The organism is Agrobacterium sp. ST15.13.013 (genome assembly GCF_027956525.1).
GTDB lineage: Bacteria > Pseudomonadota > Alphaproteobacteria > Rhizobiales > Rhizobiaceae > Agrobacterium > Agrobacterium salinitolerans.
The window spans coordinates 164,012-183,191 of sequence record NZ_JAQKGP010000005.1 but is presented as its reverse complement, the minus strand read 5'-3'; the positions used below and the strand labels follow the sequence as shown (position 1 = coordinate 183,191).

Below are 19,180 nucleotides of genomic sequence, written 5' to 3'. Positions count from 1 at the left end.
TGCTGGATCGAAAATGAAAGGGGAAGGCGCGGAAGCGCCTTCCCCTTGTTGTTAGCGGATATCCTCAGGCAGAACGTCCGAAGGGATGTTCTGGTAGGAAACCGGGCGCATGAAACGACGGATCGACATGGTGCCGACCGAAGTTGCGCCGAAGTTCGTGGAAGCCGGGTAGGGGCCGCCGTGAACCATGGCTTCGGAGACTTCCACGCCGGTCGGGAAACCGTTGGCGAGAACGCGGCCGGCCTTGCGCTCGAGGATCGGCAGCAGCTTGCGGCCGAGTTCGGCGTCACCTGCGTCGAGATGCAGGGTGGCGGTCAGCTGGCCTTCGAAGCTCTTGGCGACTTCAAGCATTTCTTCCGCGCTATCAACCGTCACGATCAGGCCGAGGGGTCCGAAGACCTCTTCTGCAAGTGCATGGTTGGCAACCCAATCCTTGCCCGAAACGCGGAACAGGTACGGCGTCGCATTGCGCAGGTTGCAGGTGGTGGTCAGAACGTCGCGCACGCCGTTGCCGGCAGCGATGCGGTCGCGGCCATCACGATAGGCGGCAGCGATGCCGTCGGTCAACATGACCTGCGGGCCAACTTCGGAAAGTGCCGCACGGGCAGTCTCGGCAACCGCATCCGCCTGCTCGGAGAGAATGACGGCAATGCCCGGGTTGGTGCAGAACTGGCCCGCACCCATGGTGAGCGAACCGGCCCAGCCCTTGGCAATGGCTTCGCCGCGGTTGGCAACCGCTTCCGGCAGCAGGAACATCGGGTTGACCGAACCCAGCTCTCCGAAGAAGGGGATCGGCTCGGGGCGCTGGGCGCAGAGATCGAACAGCGCGCGGCCGCCGGCGAGCGAACCGGTGAAGCCGACCGCCTTGATGCGCGGATGCTGAACAAGAGCGGAACCGACATCGCGGCGGCCGCCCTGGATCAGCGAGAAAACGCCGGGATGCAGATTGTGCTTCTTGACGGCGGCGAGAACCGCTTCGGCAACGATTTCACCGGTGCCGGGATGGGCGGAGTGGCCCTTGACGACAACGGGGCAACCGGCAGCCAGAGCCGCTGCGGTGTCACCACCGGCCGTGGAGAAGGCGAGCGGGAAGTTCGACGCGCCGAAAACGGCGACAGGTCCGATCGGGCGCTGCATCAGGCGGATATCCGGGCGCGGCAGCGGCTGGCGATCCGGCAGCGCTTCGTCATGGCGACGGTCGAGATAGTCGCCCTTGCGGATATGCGACGCGAAAAGACGCAACTGGCCAACGGTGCGGCCACGCTCGCCCTGCAGACGAGCGGCAGGGAGGCCGGTTTCGGAGGAGCCGATTTCTGTGATGGCGTCGGCGCGGGCTTCGATTTCATCGGCAATAGTGTCGAGGAATGCGGCGCGCTCTTCGCGGGTGGTGTAACCGTAACTCCAGAAGGCGTCTTCGGCTGCTTCACAGGCTGCATTCACCAGATCGACGGTGCCGACCGAAAAATCGAAAGCTTCGCCATGTGCAGGCTCGCTGCGGAATTTTGCTTCCGTTGCGACCCATTCTCCTGCAACCAGATGTTTGCCGTGCGGCTTGAAACTCATTGTGCTCTTCCCTGAAAATCTGATCCTGTGTGGAAAATCCACCCGACACCGTGACGTTGCACCGAAAGGCGACGGCATAAAACGCCATCAGCCGCGATCCTCGCCCGGTTGCCATCTGCCTTAGCCCGTGTGGGGCCTAAGCGAAAGCCGGTTTTTCAACTATCTGACCAAAAAGTGTGATTAATGGGGCGAAGCGTGAAAAAGACCCGCTTCCGTTTACACGTACGGCGCTTTATTGTGACGTCATGATGACAAATAGATTTCCGAAATATGTCGCCTGGTCGGTTCTTCTGCTGATCTTGATCGTTACAGTTTGCCCTATCGGTTTTCGTCCGCACACGCTGACGACGGTGGGCCTGGACCGCGCCGCGGCCTTCGCCTTCTGTTCTGCCGCTTTCGTGCTCGCCTATCCGCGTTACTGGCTGGCGATTATCGTGGCAGGCATTGCGGCGGCTTTCGGTATCGAGGCGCTGCAATTCCTCTCGCCCACCCGCCATCCGCATCTGATGGACGCTATCGTGAAAGCCGCCGGCGTCATTGCCGGCGGGCTCACGACTTTTTCCTACCTGCTGTTCAGGGCGCGGCTGGCTGCAGGCTGACGGAACGCCTACAGCCGGGAACATTGTTCAGCGTGTCCCACCCGCCAGCCCGAAATGGCTGTGCGATAACGTGCGTTCGATACCACGCAGCTCAGCCAACCCCTTCAGCCGGCCAATGGCGGGGTAACCGGGTTGTGCGCCGCGCGTCAGGTCATCGAGGATTTCCTGACCGTGATCGGGCCGCATCGGAATGGTGTGGTCTTCGCGGCCCTCAGCCCGGCGGCGCGCTTCTTCGGTGAGAAGTGCCGCGATGACGGCGACCATGTCGGTTCCGCCTTCCAGATGTTCATCCTCGAAGAAGGAGCACGGCACGGTGTCGGTGTCGCGCGTCACGTTGCGCAGATGCACGAAATGGATGCGATCTGCAAAACGGCTGGCGATGAAAGGCAGGTCGTTATCCGCCCGCGCGCCCAGCGAACCGGTGCAGAGCGTCACGCCATTGGCGCGGCTGTCGATCTGCAAGAGCATATGGGCGTAGTCGGCTTCGGTGGAGAGAATACGCGGCAGGCCGAGCAGCGGCCACGGCGGATCGTCGCCATGGGCGCAGATGTTGATGCCCACCTCTTCGGCAACCGGCGTCACCTCCGAGAGAAAGTCGATGAGGTTCTGTTGCAGCCTTTCGCGGTCGATGCCGTGATAGGACCGCAGTTTTTCAAGAAGCTGGGCGAGCGTGTAGCCATCCGCCGAGCCCGGCAGACCGGCACCGATATTGCGACCGAGCGCGGCGATCTTCGTATCCGGCATCTCGGCAAACCGCTTTGCCGCTTCCTCCAGCAGCCAGTCCGGATAATCGGCTTTTGCGTCAGGGCGCTTCAGGATGTGGATATCGAAGGCGGCGAAATCGGGAAGATCGAAACGCATCGCCTTTGCGCCGTGCCTTGTTTCCCAGCGCAGGTCGGTGCGGGTCCAGTCCAGCACCGGCATGAAATTATAACAAACGGTGCGGATGCCGGAGGCGGAGAGGCGGCGCAGCGTTTCCTGCCAGTTGGCGATATGGTTTTTCCAGTCGCCGGTCTGGGTCTTGATATCCTCGGAAACCGGCACGCTTTCCACCACGTCCCAATAAAGCCCACCCGCCTTGATTGCTTCATGTCGTTTGGTGATTTCGTCCACCGGCCAGACATCGCCGGTGGGGATGTGATGCAGCGCGCTGACGATGCCTTCCGCGCCCGCCTGAGCCGCATCCTGAACCGTGACCTTGTCGACCGGACCGAACCAACGCCATGTATGTCTCATCTTTGATCCTCAAATGTCAGTCTGCGGAAAATGTCAGCTGCACCTTGCAGGCGGCGGAGCGGTCCCCGGCCTGTTCGAATGCCGCTTTCGCCTCACCAAGCGGGAAGCTGTGGGAAATGATCGGCCGTACATCGATTTTGCGGGAGGAGATCAGCCCCGCTGCGACGGCGAATTCCTCATGAAAGCGTTGCGAGCCGCGCCAGAGGATTTCTTTTCCCACCAGCGCATTGAGCGGGATGGTAATGTCACCGGTCACACCCACCTGCACGATGGTGCCGCGGGGGCGCACGCAGGCGAAGGCGCTGCGGAGCGCGGGACCGGCGGCGGAGCAATCGAAAATGACGTCGAAATAACCCTTATTGTCCTGATAGGGCAAAAGCGCCTCGGCGTCTTTCGCGACATTGATCGTGCGGTCGGCGCCCATGGCGGGAGCGCGTTCCAACGCTGCGTCGGTGAGGTCGGTGGCGACAATGGTGGCCGCACCGGCATGGCGGGCGGCCGCGATGGTCAACAGACCGATGGGGCCTGTGCCCGTCACGAGTATGTTTGCACCTTTCAGGTCGCCGGCCTGGGCCACGGCATGCAGGCACACCGCGAGCGGCTCGGTGCAGGCGGCTTCTGCCGGTGAGGTCTCGTCTGAAAATGTCGCGCATTGTTTTGCCGGAACTACCAGCCGGTCGCGGAACATGCCCTGTTCATGTGGCAGGCGCATGGCGCTGCCCATGAAGCGCATCTCAAGGCAATGGATCGGCTGGCCCTTCAGGCAGAAATGGCAATGGCCGCAAGGCTGGGAGGGATTGACGGCGACGAGCTGGCCAATGGCAAGCCCGCTGACGCCGTCTCCCAGCGCCCGCACATGACCGGACGCCTCATGCCCGCAGATGATCGGTTCGCGCACCCGGACTGGGCCGAAGCCGCCATCCTGATAATAGTGGAGATCGGAACCGCAGATGCCGCCCGCCGCCATGGCAAGCAGCACTTCGCCGGGTCCCGGTGCGGGAAGGTCCTGCATTTCGACGCGAATGTCCTTCTGGCCGTACAGGCGTGCAACGCGTGTCTGCATGACGAAATCCTTTCGAATGCGTGGAGTGTCGAAGAAACTGCGCGGCGCGGACCGCGCAGTTTCAGTCCGCTCAACGGATGAGGCCGAGCTGGGTCGGCAGCCAGAGTGTGACCGACGGAATGAAGGTGATCAGCGCGAGCGCCACCAAAAGCGGGATCATCCATGGCAGGATGGCGAGCGTGGTGCGCTCCACCGACATTTTCGAAATGCGCGACAGCACGAACAACACCATGCCGACCGGCGGGGTCAAAAGACCGATCATCAGGTTCAGCGTCACGATCAGGCCGAGATGGACGGGGTCGATGCCGTAACGGGCGGCGACCGGCATCAGGATCGGCACCAGAATGCTGATGGCGGCAATGGTGTCTAGAAAGGCGCCGACCACCAGGAGCAGGATGTTGACGATGATGAGAAAGGTCCACCAATTATCGGTCATCGCGAACATGAAGTCCGAGAACATCTGGGCCGCCTGACTGACGGTCAGCAGCCACGCGAAGATCGACGCCGCCGTGACGATGAAGAGAACCGACGCCGTGGTTTCTATCGTGTCGAAGCTTGCCTTGGCCAATGTCCTGAAGGTCATGGTGCGGTAGCGCACCAGCCCAAGGAAGAGGGACCAGAGAACCGCGGCGACCGCCGCTTCGGTTGGCGTGAACCAGCCCATCGTCATCCCGCCGATCAACAATACCGGCGTCATCAGCGCCATCACGGCGGAGAAATCGTAATACCAGTCGAGCGCGACGAGCACGGCGAGCCCGATAAGGACCGCTATATTGATCGACAGTCCGGCAAGGATCATCAGATAGACAGCGACCGGGAAGCTTAAGACGATCACCACTTCCATGGAGGCGGAAAGAAGCTGCTTCAGTTCGAAGGGCGTGTCGGAGCCCCAGCCTTTGCGTTTGGCAAAAATATAGACTGTCAGCATCATCAGCGCGGTCATGACCACGCCGGGAATGACGCCGGCCATGAACAGCGCGCCAATCGAGGCATTGGCCATCATGCCGTAGATGACAAAGGGCAAGGACGGCGGGAAGATCGGGCCAAGCGTCGCCGAGGCGGCGGTGACGCCGACAGCCGCATCGACCGGATAACCATGATCCTTCATCGCCTTGATCTCGATTGTGCCGATGCCGGCGGCATCGGCGAGCGCGGTGCCTGACATACCGGAAAAAACCACAGAGCCGATGATATTGACCTGCGCCAGGCCGCCCTTCATCCATCCGACGAGCGCCAGCGCGAAGCGATAAATGCGGCCCGTCACCCCGGCGATGTTCATCAGATTGCCGGCGAGGATGAAGAAGGGAACGGCGATGAGCGGAAAACTTTCGACGCCGGCAATCATGCGCTGGGCTGCGATGATATCGGGGGCAACACCATAAAGCACAAGATAAAGCAGCGAGCTGACGGCCATCGACACGGCGACGGGCGTACCGATAATGAGAAGCAGAAGAAATGAACCGATAAGCAGGAGCATGGCCTAAATTCCCTGTGTGCTGACGGCTTCCTGAGCCTTTTCACGCACGGTTTTTTTGCCGGTGATGTCCTTGATGAAATTGTGCAGGGCACGCAGGAACATCAGCGCGAAAGCGGCGAAAACGGTATAAAAGACGATACCGCGCGGCAGATCGACCGTGACCATGCGCTCATCGCCGACGATTTCCAGATAACGCCACATCAGCCAGGTGATGTAGGCGAAAAAACCAATGGCGACGAGATCGACAATAAGCTCCAGAATCCGCCCGACGCGTTTCGGCACGAAGCGGTAGATCAGGTCGACGTGGATATGGCGGAACATGCGCACGCACATGACCGAGCCGAGGAAGACGACGACAACGAGGCAATTGGCGGCAATCTCCTCCGTCCAAGCGAAACTGTCGTTCAATACGTAACGGGTGAAGAATTGCAGGAAAACACAAAGGCCCATGCCCCAGAAGACGGCAAGCGTTATCCAGTCTTCCACCGCATAGGGTGAAAGATCGACAGGGCTGTTTTCTTCCTCGAAGGCATGCGCCATTTCTTCCACGCTGACGGGCGCGTGCTGCTTGTCAGTCATTGGCTGGAACTCCAGTGGGTCTCGGTCGGCGATATCCCGACGCCGGAAATGGCGCCGGGATAGGCTCAAACATCACTTGATGGCGCGGATGGCTTCCCAGTCGGCCTTTTCGTAACCGAAATCTTCAAGCTTCACCTTTTCGACCACGTTTTTCTCGAAGTCGGCCTTGTCGACGTCCGCGACGGTGATGCCTTTCGATTTGAACTCATCAACGAGCGCCTTTTCACGGGCTTCGATTGTCTTCGTCGTGCGGGCCGCGGCTTCCTGCATCACTTCGGTGAAGATTTTTTTATCCTCATCCGAGAGGCTCGCCCAGCGTGTTTTGGAAACCAGCGTGTTGAGATGGTCAACGATATGACCGGTCAGAACGATGTTCTTCTGCACCTCGTAGAACTTCTTCGCCTCGATTGTCGTCAGCGGGTTTTCCTGAGCCTCGACGGTGCCGTTCTGAAGCGCCAGATAAACTTCCGCAAAGGCGATCGGCGTCGTATTGGCGCCGCAGGCGCGCGGCATGGCCAGATAGGCAGGCACATCGGGAACGCGCATTTTCAGCCCTGCCATGTCGGCGCATTTTTCAATCGGCCGGTTGGAGGTTGTATGACGCGTGCCATAATAGCTGACGGCGACGATGTGGTTGCCGGTCTTGTCCTCGTAGCCTTTCGCGAGCTTCTTGAAGACATCGCTCTTGGTATAGGCGATCAGATGGCTCGGATCGCGGAAGATATAAGGAAAGTAAGTGACGCCGATCGGCTTGTAGTCACGCGCCGCGAAGCTCGATCCGGAAATGATGATATCGACGGTGCCGAGTTTCAGGCCCTGGTTGATATCTGCTTCCTTGCCAAGCTGCGAGGCCGGAAACACATCGATCTTGTAGCGGCCGTCCGTGCGTTTGGCGATCTCTTCCGCAGCCCAGACCGAATCCGTGTGGAACGGCTCGGAGGTTTCGTAGACATGCGCCCATTTGAGCGCGGTCTGCGCCTGCGCCGCGAGCGCGGAAAGCAGGATGGCGGCTGTTGCACCCATCAAAGTCGACAATCTGATTTTCATTCTTAACTCCTCCCGAATTAAAGCCAGATTTCTCATTTTTCCCGTCGCCGGTTGCGGCGCGGTCACTCTTCTCCGATCGTTTCCTCCCCGAAACTCTCGGAAAATCTCTTTTGCGACAGCATCAGATGCTGCCGCATCGCCTCACGCGCGCCTTCCGGGTCGTTGGCGGCAATAGCGTCGCGGATTGCGCGGTGTTCCTGAACGGCAAGGTTCCATGTATGCGGCCCCTCGAAATAGCTGGCGAGCTTTTCGAAAAAGGGTGACAGGCTACGCTCGTCATAAATCAGGCCGGTAAAGCGATTGAGTGCCGAATTGCCGATGATATCGGCGATGGCGGTGTGGAAGGCCCTGTCGAAATTGAGTGCCTGTGGCGAGCTGTCGAGCGCGCCGGCCATGCGTTCGATGATATCATCGAGCTTGGCGATGCATTCCGGCTTGGCAAGCCTTGCCGCTTCCTCCGCAATTGCGCTTTCGATGATGCAGCGCGCCTGCAGGATTTCGAATGGCCCATGCGCATCCGGCACCGGTGGCTTTTCCTTGGCCTGCTTGCCGGCTGCGCTGACATAAACGCCCGAACCCATGCGGATATGGATATGGCCTTCCACTTCCAGAACGATAAGCGCTTCGCGGACCGTCGGCCGCGATACGCCGAAGCGTTCGGCAAGATCCCGTTCCGCCGGCAGGCGCTGGCCTTCGGTCAGTTCCCCGCTTTCGATGAGCAAACGAATTTGTTCCGCGACCAACCGGTAAAGGCGGCGCGGCTCAAGAGCCACAAACATGATATCCTCCCAGCGCGAAGGTCTCCCCCCATTCGCGCAAGCGGTAAGATGGTCTTACCAATTTCATTAGGACGCATTTATGCCGGGCTGTCAATTAGCCGCTTTGCAAAAGTCTGCTGTTATATGGAAATGGCTTTTTCAGGCTTTATTGCTCGTCAGCCTCAGGTTGCGGTTCTCCCCGATGACCGCGCTCACCTCGCCATATCCGCCAATGGAAAGATGAGAGGTTTCCATCGGGTGGGAGTGGGTGACGTTAATCACCACGACCGCAGCCCCCATTCGCTCTCCAGCCTCAATGCCTGCGGGTGCATCCTCGAAGACAACGCACATTTCCGGGGCGACACCCAACCTGTCAGCGGCCTTGCGGTAACCTTCAGGATCGGGCTTGCCGTTGACCACATCGTCTGCACAGATCATGACGGCCGGAGGGGTGATGCCCGCGGCAGCAAGCCGGCGTTCAGCCAATTCGCGCACAGCCGAGGTGACGATGGCCCATTTACTTGCCGGCAAGGTCGCAAGAAATTCTGCCGCACCCGGTATCTGGATGATGCCATCCACATCGTCCATTTCGGCACGTAATATCATGTCGGCTTCTGCGTCGATATCAAGGCCGGGAACCGCTTCGCGACGGATGACCTCGGAGGCGCGCATGCCGTGAATGCGCTGAAGAAAGGCGTCTGGCTCGATGCCATTCGCGACGGCCCATTCCCGCCAGACGCGCTCGACGACGGCGATCGAATTGACGAGCGTTCCATCCATGTCGAACAGGAAGGCCCCAAAGTCTTGCGAAAATATACGGTTCTGCTGGGGGACTTTGCTGTGCATCTCATTCTTCCGTTGAAACTGTCGGGGCAGCCCGTGTCTATCTTATATGGAGACTTAACGGAATCGATTTTCCGAAGGAGTGGTCGATGAAGGCGTAAGGGAAGGTAGGCGACGTTGTATCAGAATCGGGCAACCATGATTCCGCTAAAACACGCGGCGGGCGCGGGCTCGGTCCAGAACACGCCCGACATGACCCCAAGTCAGCCTCCTGCAAGGATGGCATGTCATCATGAGCGTTCATAGGGTTCAGAATGTTGTGTAATCAAAGGGGTGGCACGGTTTTTGAAAGTTCCTTTAAAAGAAATTCACAAGGGAATTTTCTTAACGCTTTCGTCCATTTAGGTGCGGCGTTAACCATTTGTTAACCATATTCGAGGTACCTAATTGTCAACGATTTGTTTACCAAGATGACCAAAGTGCTAACAGACCAGCGTTCGATCCGTATCAAAGGCCGCTCCTTCCTCGCAGTCGTGCTGTCTCCCGAATCTCCGGTCGATCAATGGCTGGAAAGGCTGGATGATCTTGCCGCCCGTTCGGCGGGCTTCTTCCTCTCGCGTCCGGTGGTCCTGGATGTGTCGGAACTGTCGCTCGACAAGGCGGGGCTGAAGGAGCTGCTGGCGGCGCTGACGGAGCGCAATGTCGGCATCATGGGTATTGAGGGCGTTCGCCCCTCGATGATCGAGCCGGGTATGCCGCCGTCGCTGAAGGGCGGAAAGCCCGCTTCCGATGTCGAGGTTGAGCCGGTCGCCATCGCCGCCGAGTTGCCGGAGGAAAAGCCGCGCGCTGCCGGAGAGGTCAGGGCCGTGGTGCAGTCGCTGGTCATCAACGAGCCGGTTCGCTCCGGCCAGTCGATCATGTTTCCCGAGGGCGACGTGACGGTCATCGGCTCGGTCGCCTCGGGGGCGGAAATCATCGCTGGCGGCTCGGTGCATATTTACGGCGCCCTGCGCGGTCGCGCCATGGCCGGTTCGCTTGGAAATGTCTCGGCGCGCATCTTTTGCCGCAAGCTCGAAGCGGAGCTTCTGGCCATCGACGGGGTCTACAAGGTTGCCGAAGACATTGACGACAAGCTACGCGGCCAGCCCGTTCAGCTCTGGCTGGAAAACGATACGATCAAGGCCGCAAAGCTCGGCTGATAATATAGAAACGAACAGGAACAGGAGAGCCATATGGGGAAGGTAGTCGTTGTAACTTCCGGCAAGGGCGGGGTCGGCAAGACCACCTCGACCGCAGCGCTTGGCGCCGCACTGGCGCAGAATAAAGAGAAGGTCGTGGTCGTCGATTTCGATGTCGGCCTGCGCAACCTCGATCTCGTCATGGGTGCTGAACGCCGGGTGGTTTACGATCTCGTCAACGTCATCCAGGGCGATGCCAAGCTGACGCAGGCGCTGATCCGCGACAAGCGCCTCGAGACGCTTTTCCTGCTGCCCGCCTCGCAGACCCGCGACAAGGACAATCTGACGCCGGAAGGTGTCGAGTGGGTCATCAACGAGCTGAAGAAACATTTCGACTGGGTGATCTGCGACAGCCCGGCCGGTATCGAACGCGGCGCGACGCTGGCCATGCGCCATGCGGATGTGGCCGTCGTCGTGACCAATCCGGAAGTCTCCTCGGTGCGTGACAGCGACCGCATCATCGGCCTGCTTGATTCCAAGACGCTGAAGGCCGAGCGCGGCGAGCGCATGGAGAAACACCTGCTTCTGACGCGTTACGATGCTTCCCGCGCCGAGCGCGGCGACATGCTGAAGGTCGATGACGTTCTGGAAATCCTTTCCATTCCGCTGCTCGGCATCATTCCCGAAAGCACGGATGTGCTGCGGGCCTCGAACGTCGGTGCGCCCGTCACGCTGGCGGACGCCCGCTGCGCGCCGGCTATGGCCTATTTCGACGCCGCTCGTCGTCTGTCCGGCGAGGATATTCCGGTGGTCATCCCGGGTGAGAAGCGTGGCATCTTCTCCAAGATCTTCGCAAGGAGGGCTGCATGAGCATCTTCAGTCTCTTCCGCAAACAGAAGTCGGCACCGCTTGCGCGTGAGCGTCTGCAGGTGCTGCTCGCCCACGAAAGAGCGTCATCGGGCTCCGATCTCGTCGCCATTCTCAGGGAAGAAATTCTCGCCGTCATCGCCAAACATGTGCAGATCGACAATGACCGGGTGCATGTGAAGATGGATCGCGACGAGCATGTCTCCATTCTGGAGATCGATGTCGAAATCCCGCTCGGCGCTGACCTGCGCGCTGCCTGAAGACATTTTACCAATGATGCCGCCCGCCTCCGGGCGGCTTTTTATTCCGCCGTCGTGTCGACGGGGTTGCGAAAGGCGTCCTCCAGGTCATCTGGCAGCGGGCGTTTCAGGTTTATCCCGTTCGGCGGGATCGGCGTGTTGAACCATTTGTCGTAGATTTTTTCGATTTCGCCGCTGGCATAGATTTCGCCGAGCGCCTCGTTGACGGCGTCGCGGAAGCCGGTATCGCCGTGGCGGAGCATCAGGCCATAGGGCTGCGGCGGGGCGAGATATTCGTCCGAGATGACGTAGTCTTCGGGCTTGCCGGTTTCCGCAACGAAGGATCGCAGAAGTATATCGTCCATGACGAAGGCCGAGGCGCGGTTTTCCGTCACCATGTCGAAACTGCCTTCCGTGCTGTCATTTTGCAAAACCGCGACGTTCAGTCCCAATTTGCGATTGAGCACGTTGAGTTGGGTGATGTTGATGGTTCCCGTCGTCACCACCACCGTTCGCCCGGCGAGATCGGCGACAGTGTTCAGGCCGCTCGATTTCAGCGCCACATAACGGGTGCCGGTGATGAAGTGGCTATAGGAAAACCACACGGCCTTGCGCCTTTCTTCCGTATTCGTGCTCGCTACGCATTCCATGTCCATCGTGCCGTCATTGAGAAGCATGATGCGGTTGCTGGGTGTGCGTTTGACGAACTCGACCTTCAGTTCAGGCAGGCCGAGCTTTTTCTTGATGGAATCCGCCACCCTCAGGCACAGTTCTATGCTATAACCGATAGGCTCCGTCCCGGCGCCGAGATAGGAGAAAGGGATGTTGCGATCGGCATAACCGAGCTTGATCGTGCCGGTTCTGGCGATGGTTTCAAGTGTCGGCGGTTGGGCGTCCTCGCTCACCGCCTGAACGGGAAGAAGACTTGAAAAAACCAGCATAAGCCATAATGTCGATCTCTGCATCGCGCATCTCCAGCCAAAATAATCCGTCAAAACATTTTCATGAAAATCGATACGGGTTGGCGCCTCGCGCGCTCAGTCCTGGTATTCGCTCGGATGTTCGTACGCCTGTTTCAGAGAGGCGGCCATCGGCAGGTTCAGGTTCATGCCGTTTGGGGGAATGGGCTTGGTGAACCACTTTTCATAAAGGCCATGAATGACCGGCCCGGTGAAAATGTGCCGAAGGCTTTCATTGACCGCCGCCTTGAAATCCGGGTCGTTGCGGCGGAAAACCAGGCCATAAGGTTCGGGTGCGCTCAGCGTTTCCTCGGAAAGCGCATAGAGGTCCGGATTCTCTGACGTTGCCGCCAGCGCCGCAAGCAATATGCCATCCATGACAAAGGCGGAAGCCTTGCCGGAAACCACGAGTTCGAAGGCCTCCTCATTGGTTTTCGTCGGCATAACAGAGATATTGAGGTTCTTCGCCCGGTTCACGGCGTTGAGTTGCTCGATATTGACGGTGCCGGAGGAGGATGTGACGGACCGCCCGGCGAGATCGGCAAGGCTTTTCAGATTGTCCTGCTTGCGGGAGAGAAATTGCGTTGCGGTCATGAAGTTGGGATAGGAGAAATCCACGATCTTGCGGCGTTCGCTATTGTTGGTCGTGGCCGCGCATTCAATATCGATCTGCCCGCTGCGGACAAGGATGAAACGGGTCGCGGGCGTCGCCTTGACGTATTCGAGTTCGATCCTGTCGAGCTTCAGCTTCCTGCGAATATCTTCGCTGATCGCCCGACAAAGATCGGTCGAGAAGCCGGTGACCTCACCATTCGGCAATTGATAGGAAAAGGGCGGTTCGGCCTCGCGATAGCCGATGCGGATCTTTGCGGTTTTGGCAATTTGCTGAAGCGTATCGCCTCCGCCTGCTGCCTGAAGGGGCATGATGGGAACAAGGCATGCGAGGAAAAGGCAAAATACTGAAAGACGCATTTCATGTCCTCTGGGCCGGGAGCCGGTTTCTCAAATGGCTTTTTGTGGTGGGCAATAGGTTTCCTGTGTCGGCAGACCGGGATCGCCGAATTCATCCTGCGCGATCGAAGCTATGACGGCGCGGTTCTTCAAAATACGGGCAAGCGGGGCGGGCTCGGCAAAATAATAGCCCTGCGCTTCGTCGCAGCCGGAAAGCTTAAGCGCTTCCACCTGCTCTCTGTTTTCAACGCCCTCGGCGGTAACCTTCAGGCCGATCTGTTCAGCCATGTCGATGACGGTGTTGACAATGGCGGAACACATGGGATTGGACGGCAGGCCGGAGACGAATTCCCGGTCGATCTTTATCTTGTCGAAGGCGACATGGGTCAGCGTGCTGAGCCCCGCATATCCGGTGCCGAAATCGTCGAGCGCGAGGCGCACGCCCCTTTCCTTCAGCAGTTTCAGGATCCGCGTGCTGTTGTCGCGCTCCAGCATGACCGTTTCCGTGATTTCCAGTTCAAGCCGTTCCGCCGGTAAGCCGGATGTTTCAAGCGCCCGGTCCACTATCGGGACGATGTCGTCATTGCTGAGCTGAACGGCGGAAAGATTGACAGCCAGCCTGATATCCTTTGGCCATGTCATGGCATCCATGCAGGCTTGTCCCAGAACCCATTCACCCAACGGCTTGATGAAGTTGTTTTCTTCGGCAAGCGCAATGAAGCGGTCCGGTGCGATGAGGCCAAGCTTGCTATGCCGCCAGCGGGCCAGCGCTTCATAGGCAACGATGCGACCGCTCTGCAGATTGACGACCGGCTGGTAATGCAGCTCGAATTCCTGGTTTTCGAGCGCCGATTTCATGTCTATTTCCAGCGCATGCTTGTGCTGCGCCGCCATGTCCATGCCGGGCTCGTAAAAGACGAAATAGCCGCAGCCCATGGATTTCGCCCGGTAAAGGCCGAGATCTGCATGTTGCAGAAGCTGCGTGGCGGATGTGCCGTGGCCCGGAGCGCAGGCAATGCCGATGCTGGTGTCGATGCTGATATCGCTGCCTTCCAGACTGAAGCTGCGCGAGACGGCATGCACTACCCGCGCGGCCAGCATCGCCGCATCGCTCTCGCAGTCGGCATTTGCCGATTGGATGATCGCGAATTCGTCGCCGCCGAGACGGCTTACCATGTCGTTTTCACCAAGCACGGCGGAAATCCGCGAGGCCACCGCCACCAGCAGGGAATCGCCGGCGGCGTGTCCCAGCGTGTCATTGACGGCCTTGAAGCGGTCCAGATCGAGCAGCATGACATTGAACGGCTGGCCTGACGCGGCAAGCTGTTCGAGACGGTTTTCCAGCGTCTTCATCAGCAGGACGCGATTGGGCAGCCCGGTCAGCGCATCGTGATGGGCCATATGCTCCAGCTGCTGCGCCATATCGCGAATCTGCCGCAGGCGTCCGCGTTCCAGAACCGCCTCGCGCAACGTTTCAATGGCGGTAGCCATGTCGCCGATTTCGTCCCGCCGCTCCTGAAATGGCGTGGCGACATCCGTTTCCTCGCGGGCGATCCGAAGCGTCGCCTGCACCAGCGCCGGGACCGGTTTGAGGAAATGCCGGGCGATGACGGTCACAAGTGCGCCGGTGACGGTCAAGACCACGATCAGGGCGGCGAGCGAATTATAGATCAGCTTGCGCTGCGCGCCATAAAGCGCGTCCGAGCCGCCAATGCTGACGGCGACCGCGCCGATGGGTTTCTTCGTTTCCGTGCTTATGATCGGCAGCAGGCCGATATAATGGCTGGATTCGCCGATGGTCGCAAAACCGGTGGAAAAACGCGCGGCGACCGCATCGCGGGAAAAGATGGGATCGGTCGCGAGCGGCTTTTCATCGTCGTCCGTGGCGTTGTCGAAGGCCGCCGCGATCTGCCGGAAGCCGGAATCCGCCTGGTCATAACGGAAAAGCCAGACGGCATTCTTAGTCTGTGCGCCGATAAGCGCGAGAACGTCGCTGGGGTTGAAGCCGGTGACGAGAATGGATTCGTCGTCGCCGATGGGTTTGTCGGTCAATATGCCGTTGACCTGCCCGTCGGCATCGGCGGTAACGCTGACATAGGTATAGATGCTGCGAAGCGTGGCGCTGGCGATCTGCGAATTGACGCGGGCCTGGTTGAGCCATTGCTCGCTGGCGGCGGCGACGAACATATACCAGCCGACAAGCGCGCCGATGCTATAGGAAAAAATCACGCCGCCAAGGAATATCAGGGTTATCTTGCTGGCGAGCGAGCGCCGTCGCGAAAACCGGCCTGGTTCCGGCTGCGTTGGCGAGCGAAGCGTGTGGCCCGGTTCAACCTGTCTATCTGTCCCGCGATAGGCAGTCTCTTCCATTCGCGATAGTCCCCCGCGATGTCGCGTTATAATTGTTTTATGGAATTTTATAGGGCATGCATTTCAATGCTGTCTGCTAAATAATTCAACAAAGTTTAGATGCGATTAAGAATTAATCCCTCTTTTTATAGTCGTAGCTTATATAAGAGGTGTCGCTCTTGCACCTTAGGTTGAAAAAATCGGGGAAGAGAGATGAGCCGTTAAGGATAAACTCCAAAATTCTGCGATCTCCGCCAAGTTTCCCGATCCGGTATGTCTGTCATAGATAACGCAGCGATTGGCCTTGCCAACTGGCCGATAAACGGCATCTTGTGCGCCACATGCTGCTTTCAGGAAAGATATCATGGCTCATAAAGGCAAAAACATCGCGCAGCTTTCCGTTCTCCTCCAGAGCGGCCACCTCGATCCGCGTGCCCTGGTGGAAGAGACGCTGGATGCGATCGGCGGAAGGGACGATCAGGCCGTTTTTGTCGAGTTGACGGCAGCACGGGCGATGTCGGAGGCGGAAGACGCGGCAAAACGAATTGGTGAGGGTCGTTCTAGTGGTGTGCTCGATGGTATTCCGGTGGCCTGGAAGGACCTCTTTGACCTTGAAGGCATGGCGACCACGGCCGGCTCGACGGTGCTTGCGGACGATAAGCCTGCGTCTCGTGACGCGGATGTGGTGACGTCGCTAAAACAGGCGGGCATGATCTGCATCGGCCGCACCAATATGAGCGAGTTCGCGTTTTCCGGTCTCGGCATTAATCCGCATTACGGCACGCCGCGCAATCCTGCTTCCACGGATGGTCACCGTCTGCCGGGCGGCTCTTCGTCGGGTGCGGGCGTCGCCGTGGCTGCCGGCCTGGTGCCGGTGGCGATCGGCACTGATACCGGCGGATCGGTGCGTATTCCCGCCGCTTTCAACGGCGTGGTCGGTTACAAGGCGAGCCGCGGCCGTTATTCGATGCGCGGCGTTTATCCCTTGGCGAAAAGCCTCGATTCGCTCGGGCCGCTCACGCACACCGTACAGGATGCCGTTTGGGTGGATGCCGCCATGCGCGGTAAGGCGGTTGCCGATCTCACACGCGCGCCTCTTTCCGGCCTGGCGCTGGTGGTGCCGGAAACGGTCTTTTTCGACGGCATTGAAGATGGCGTGGCTACCGCCTTCGAGCAGGCGGTGGAACGTCTTGTCCGCGCCGGTGCTTCGGTGCGGCGGCAGGCATTTCCCATTTTTTCGGAGTTGTTCGATCTTATCAGGGAAAAGGGCGCGTTGGTGACGGCGGAAGCCTTTGCCCTGCACAAGATACGGCTGGAATGTGCGGATGCGGCGCGCATGGACCCGCGCGTGGTTGCGCGAACGAAGCTCGGGGCGAATATTTCCATGCCTGATTATATCGCTATCAACGAGGCGCGCGAACGCATGACGGCGGCGTTTACCAACATGATCGACCGGCAGGAGCTGCTGGTATCGCCGACATTGCCGCATGTCGCGGCCAAGGTTGCGCCGCTTCTCGATGATGACGATGCCTTTTTCGCCATGAATGCGAAAACTCTGCGCAACACCCAGATCGGCAATTTTTTCGATCTCTGCGGCGTTTCCATCCCCTGCGGAAAGGGCGATGCGGGCATGCCGGTCGGCCTGTTGCTTTCCGGTCTCCATGACACGGATGACCATGTGCTGGGCGCGGCGATGGCGGCGGAAGAGATTATTCGCGGCTGAGGAAAGGAAAAGGCGGCCTTGTTTGGCCGCCTCTCAACGTATGCTTCAACGCGCCGCCCAGTTGGCGCCGCGGCGGAACATGGTTTTCATCTGCGGCACGGAAAACTCCTTGGCCTGATGGCCGAGCGCGGAATAAAAGACGCGGCCCTTGCCGTATTTGCGTTTCCAGACCACCGGCATGACCACACCGTCGATCCACCAGGCATGGTCGCCGGTGAACTTGGTTGTCGCCAGCACCTCGTTGGAGGGGTCGACATGCATGTAATATTGCTCCGACGTATAGGGGAAATCGGAAATCCCCTCCATCAGCGGGTCGTCGGGGCGGGTGATGTTGACATGGTAGTCGATGATATTGCCGGGATGAGCGACCCATTGTCCGCCGATCATGAACTGATATTCCACGCATTCGCGAAAACTGTCGCCCGCACCGCCATGGAAACCGGCAATGCCGACGCCGTTTTCGACGGCGGTCGTCAGGTTCTTGATTTCTTCCTTCTCGATCTTCGACATGGTGACAATAGGTACAACAAGGCTCAGATCATGCACCGAAGGATCTGCAAAAGCCTCCGTTGAGTGCTCCACATATACCTTGAAGCCATCCTCTTCCAGAATGTCCTTGACGATGGTGGCGCATTCCTGCGGTTCGTGGCCGCTCCAGCCGCCCCAGACGATGAGTGCTTCGCGCATTTATTTCCTCCTCGGGATTATTTGCCGAGCTGGCCGTCGACCAGCGATGTTTCGAGCGGAGCAGGGCGCTCCACCTTGGTGGTGATGGAAACGGTGGTGCCGGTGTCCGATGCCGTCTGGAAGGCCTCCATCACCTCCAGCACATGCAGGGCAAGATCGCCATTGGCGCGGTGCGGGCGGTTCTCGCGGATGGCATGGGCCATGTCCGCCACGCCGATGGACCGGTAATTGCCGTCGGCATAGGGGGACGACAGCGCCTGCGGCTCGAACTCGCCGCCCTTTTTCAGCAATTGCACCTCGCCGCCGAAATGGTTGGGATCGGGCACGATCAGCGTGCCTTCCGTGCCGTAGAGTTCCAGCGGTACATGTTTGTGGCCGGCTACATCGAAGCTCATGCCGACCTGAACCACAGCGCCATTTTCGAAAGCGAGCACGCCGGAGACATGGGTGGCGACATGAACGGGAATTTTTTCGCCATTCTTCGGCTCGCTGGTGATGAGGCGCTCATTGCGTGGCGCAATGGCAAAGCCTGCCACCTTGGCGACCGGGCCGAAGAGGTTGACGAGATCGGTGATGTAATAGGGTCCCATATCCAGCATTGGCCCGCCGCCAACCTCGTAATAGAAGGCGGGGTTCGGGTGCCAGCGTTCATGGCCGGGGCACATGAAAGTGGCCGTTCCGCCGACTGGCTGACCAAGTACGCCATCGTCGATCAGCCGGCGTGCCGTCTGGTGGCCGCCACCGAGGAACGTATCGGGAGCCGAACCAATTCGCAGGCCCTTTGCTTTTGCCGCATCCGCAAGGCGCTTGCCTTCGGTGAAATTGATGCCCAGCGGTTTTTCGGAATAGGCGTGTTTGCCGGCGTCCAGCGCCCGCAGACCCACTTCCACATGTGCCTTGGGGATAGTCAGGTTGACGATGATTTCCACCGACGGGTCAGAAAGAAGCGCCTCCACGCTTGTTGCCTGAAGGCCGAACTCGTCCGCCCGCGCCTTCGCCACGTCCTCGTTCATATCCGCGAGACCGCGAATGTCGAGAATGGGAAACGACGCCATGGCCTTGAGATAGGCGCTGGAAATATTGCCGCAGCCTATGATGCCGATGCCGACCTTGTTCATATGA

The 19,180-nt window shown here is 59.3% G+C and carries 18 protein-coding genes; 5 read left to right on the top strand and 13 right to left on the bottom strand.

What is annotated here, in order from left to right:
- Window positions 1-51 precede the first annotated feature (51 nt).
- The gene (locus PL597_RS07730) at window positions 52-1,563 is read right to left on the bottom strand and encodes an aldehyde dehydrogenase (NADP(+)) (protein ID WP_271364888.1); all 1,512 of its coding nucleotides are present in this window, start codon (window positions 1,561-1,563) and stop codon (window positions 52-54) included.
- 245 nt (window positions 1,564-1,808) lie between these two features.
- Between PL597_RS07730 and PL597_RS07725 the strand changes: the two genes are divergently transcribed.
- Window positions 1,809-2,162 (top strand): antibiotic resistance protein VanZ, encoded by a 354-nt coding sequence (locus tag PL597_RS07725; protein WP_162520325.1) that lies wholly within the window; start codon window positions 1,809-1,811, stop codon window positions 2,160-2,162.
- Between the two features lie 27 nt (window positions 2,163-2,189).
- Here the strand turns inward: PL597_RS07725 and uxuA are convergent, their stop codons facing one another.
- The 7 genes from uxuA to PL597_RS07690 form a co-directional block, all read right to left on the bottom strand.
- Complete coding sequence (gene uxuA / locus PL597_RS07720; protein ID WP_271364887.1) at window positions 2,190-3,398, bottom strand: mannonate dehydratase; 1,209 nt, start codon at window positions 3,396-3,398, stop codon at window positions 2,190-2,192.
- Window positions 3,399-3,414: 16 nt separating this feature from the next.
- Window positions 3,415-4,461, bottom strand: coding sequence for an L-idonate 5-dehydrogenase (locus PL597_RS07715; protein ID WP_269824133.1), 1,047 nt, complete (start codon window positions 4,459-4,461; stop codon window positions 3,415-3,417).
- Window positions 4,462-4,531: 70 nt separating this feature from the next.
- A complete protein-coding gene (locus tag PL597_RS07710; RefSeq protein WP_271364886.1) occupies window positions 4,532-5,938 on the bottom strand; it encodes a TRAP transporter large permease in 1,407 nt (468 codons plus the stop codon).
- Between the two features lie 3 nt (window positions 5,939-5,941).
- Complete coding sequence (locus PL597_RS07705) at window positions 5,942-6,517, bottom strand: TRAP transporter small permease (RefSeq protein WP_269824132.1); 576 nt, start codon at window positions 6,515-6,517, stop codon at window positions 5,942-5,944.
- A gap of 72 nt (window positions 6,518-6,589) precedes the next feature.
- On the bottom strand, window positions 6,590-7,564 hold the full coding sequence (locus PL597_RS07700; RefSeq protein ID WP_077984292.1) for a sialic acid TRAP transporter substrate-binding protein SiaP: 975 nt from the start codon (window positions 7,562-7,564) through the stop codon (window positions 6,590-6,592).
- A 62-nt stretch (window positions 7,565-7,626) separates the two neighbouring features.
- Window positions 7,627-8,343, bottom strand: coding sequence for a FadR/GntR family transcriptional regulator (locus PL597_RS07695; RefSeq protein ID WP_142911868.1), 717 nt, complete (start codon window positions 8,341-8,343; stop codon window positions 7,627-7,629).
- A gap of 138 nt (window positions 8,344-8,481) precedes the next feature.
- The gene (locus PL597_RS07690; RefSeq protein WP_077984290.1) at window positions 8,482-9,168 is read right to left on the bottom strand and encodes an HAD family hydrolase; all 687 of its coding nucleotides are present in this window, start codon (window positions 9,166-9,168) and stop codon (window positions 8,482-8,484) included.
- Window positions 9,169-9,575: 407 nt separating this feature from the next.
- Here PL597_RS07690 and minC point away from each other — a divergent pair, with 407 nt between their 5' ends.
- The 3 genes from minC to minE are packed head-to-tail and all read left to right on the top strand — an operon-like array spanning window position 9,576 to window position 11,410.
- The gene (gene minC, locus PL597_RS07685) at window positions 9,576-10,304 is read left to right on the top strand and encodes a septum site-determining protein MinC (RefSeq protein WP_162520324.1); all 729 of its coding nucleotides are present in this window, start codon (window positions 9,576-9,578) and stop codon (window positions 10,302-10,304) included.
- A 33-nt stretch (window positions 10,305-10,337) separates the two neighbouring features.
- Entirely contained in the window at window positions 10,338-11,153 is an 816-nt protein-coding gene (minD, locus tag PL597_RS07680) for a septum site-determining protein MinD (RefSeq protein ID WP_003506498.1), read from the top strand.
- A complete protein-coding gene (gene minE / locus PL597_RS07675; RefSeq protein ID WP_077984289.1) occupies window positions 11,150-11,410 on the top strand; it encodes a cell division topological specificity factor MinE in 261 nt (86 codons plus the stop codon). Before minD ends, minE begins: the two co-directional genes overlap by 4 nt.
- Before the next feature lie 41 nt (window positions 11,411-11,451).
- On the opposite strand, the gene PL597_RS07670 is transcribed toward minE, so the two are convergent.
- From PL597_RS07670 to PL597_RS07660, 3 genes are all read right to left on the bottom strand, one after another.
- A complete protein-coding gene (locus PL597_RS07670; protein WP_271364885.1) occupies window positions 11,452-12,354 on the bottom strand; it encodes an amino acid ABC transporter substrate-binding protein in 903 nt (300 codons plus the stop codon).
- A gap of 72 nt (window positions 12,355-12,426) precedes the next feature.
- Entirely contained in the window at window positions 12,427-13,320 is an 894-nt protein-coding gene (locus PL597_RS07665) for an amino acid ABC transporter substrate-binding protein (protein WP_271364884.1), read from the bottom strand.
- A gap of 30 nt (window positions 13,321-13,350) precedes the next feature.
- Window positions 13,351-15,669, bottom strand: coding sequence for a putative bifunctional diguanylate cyclase/phosphodiesterase (locus PL597_RS07660; RefSeq protein WP_271364883.1), 2,319 nt, complete (start codon window positions 15,667-15,669; stop codon window positions 13,351-13,353).
- 343 nt (window positions 15,670-16,012) lie between these two features.
- Between PL597_RS07660 and PL597_RS07655 the strand changes: the two genes are divergently transcribed.
- Window positions 16,013-17,371, top strand: coding sequence for an amidase (locus PL597_RS07655; protein ID WP_271364882.1), 1,359 nt, complete (start codon window positions 16,013-16,015; stop codon window positions 17,369-17,371).
- A 45-nt stretch (window positions 17,372-17,416) separates the two neighbouring features.
- Here PL597_RS07655 and PL597_RS07650 read toward each other — a convergent pair whose 3' ends face one another.
- Window positions 17,417-18,058, bottom strand: a complete 642-nt coding sequence (locus PL597_RS07650) for a ThuA domain-containing protein (RefSeq protein WP_077984284.1) — start codon at window positions 18,056-18,058, stop codon at window positions 17,417-17,419.
- Window positions 18,059-18,075: 17 nt separating this feature from the next.
- Window positions 18,076-19,176, bottom strand: a complete 1,101-nt coding sequence (locus tag PL597_RS07645; RefSeq protein ID WP_271364881.1) for a Gfo/Idh/MocA family protein — start codon at window positions 19,174-19,176, stop codon at window positions 18,076-18,078.
- Window positions 19,177-19,180 lie beyond the last annotated feature (4 nt).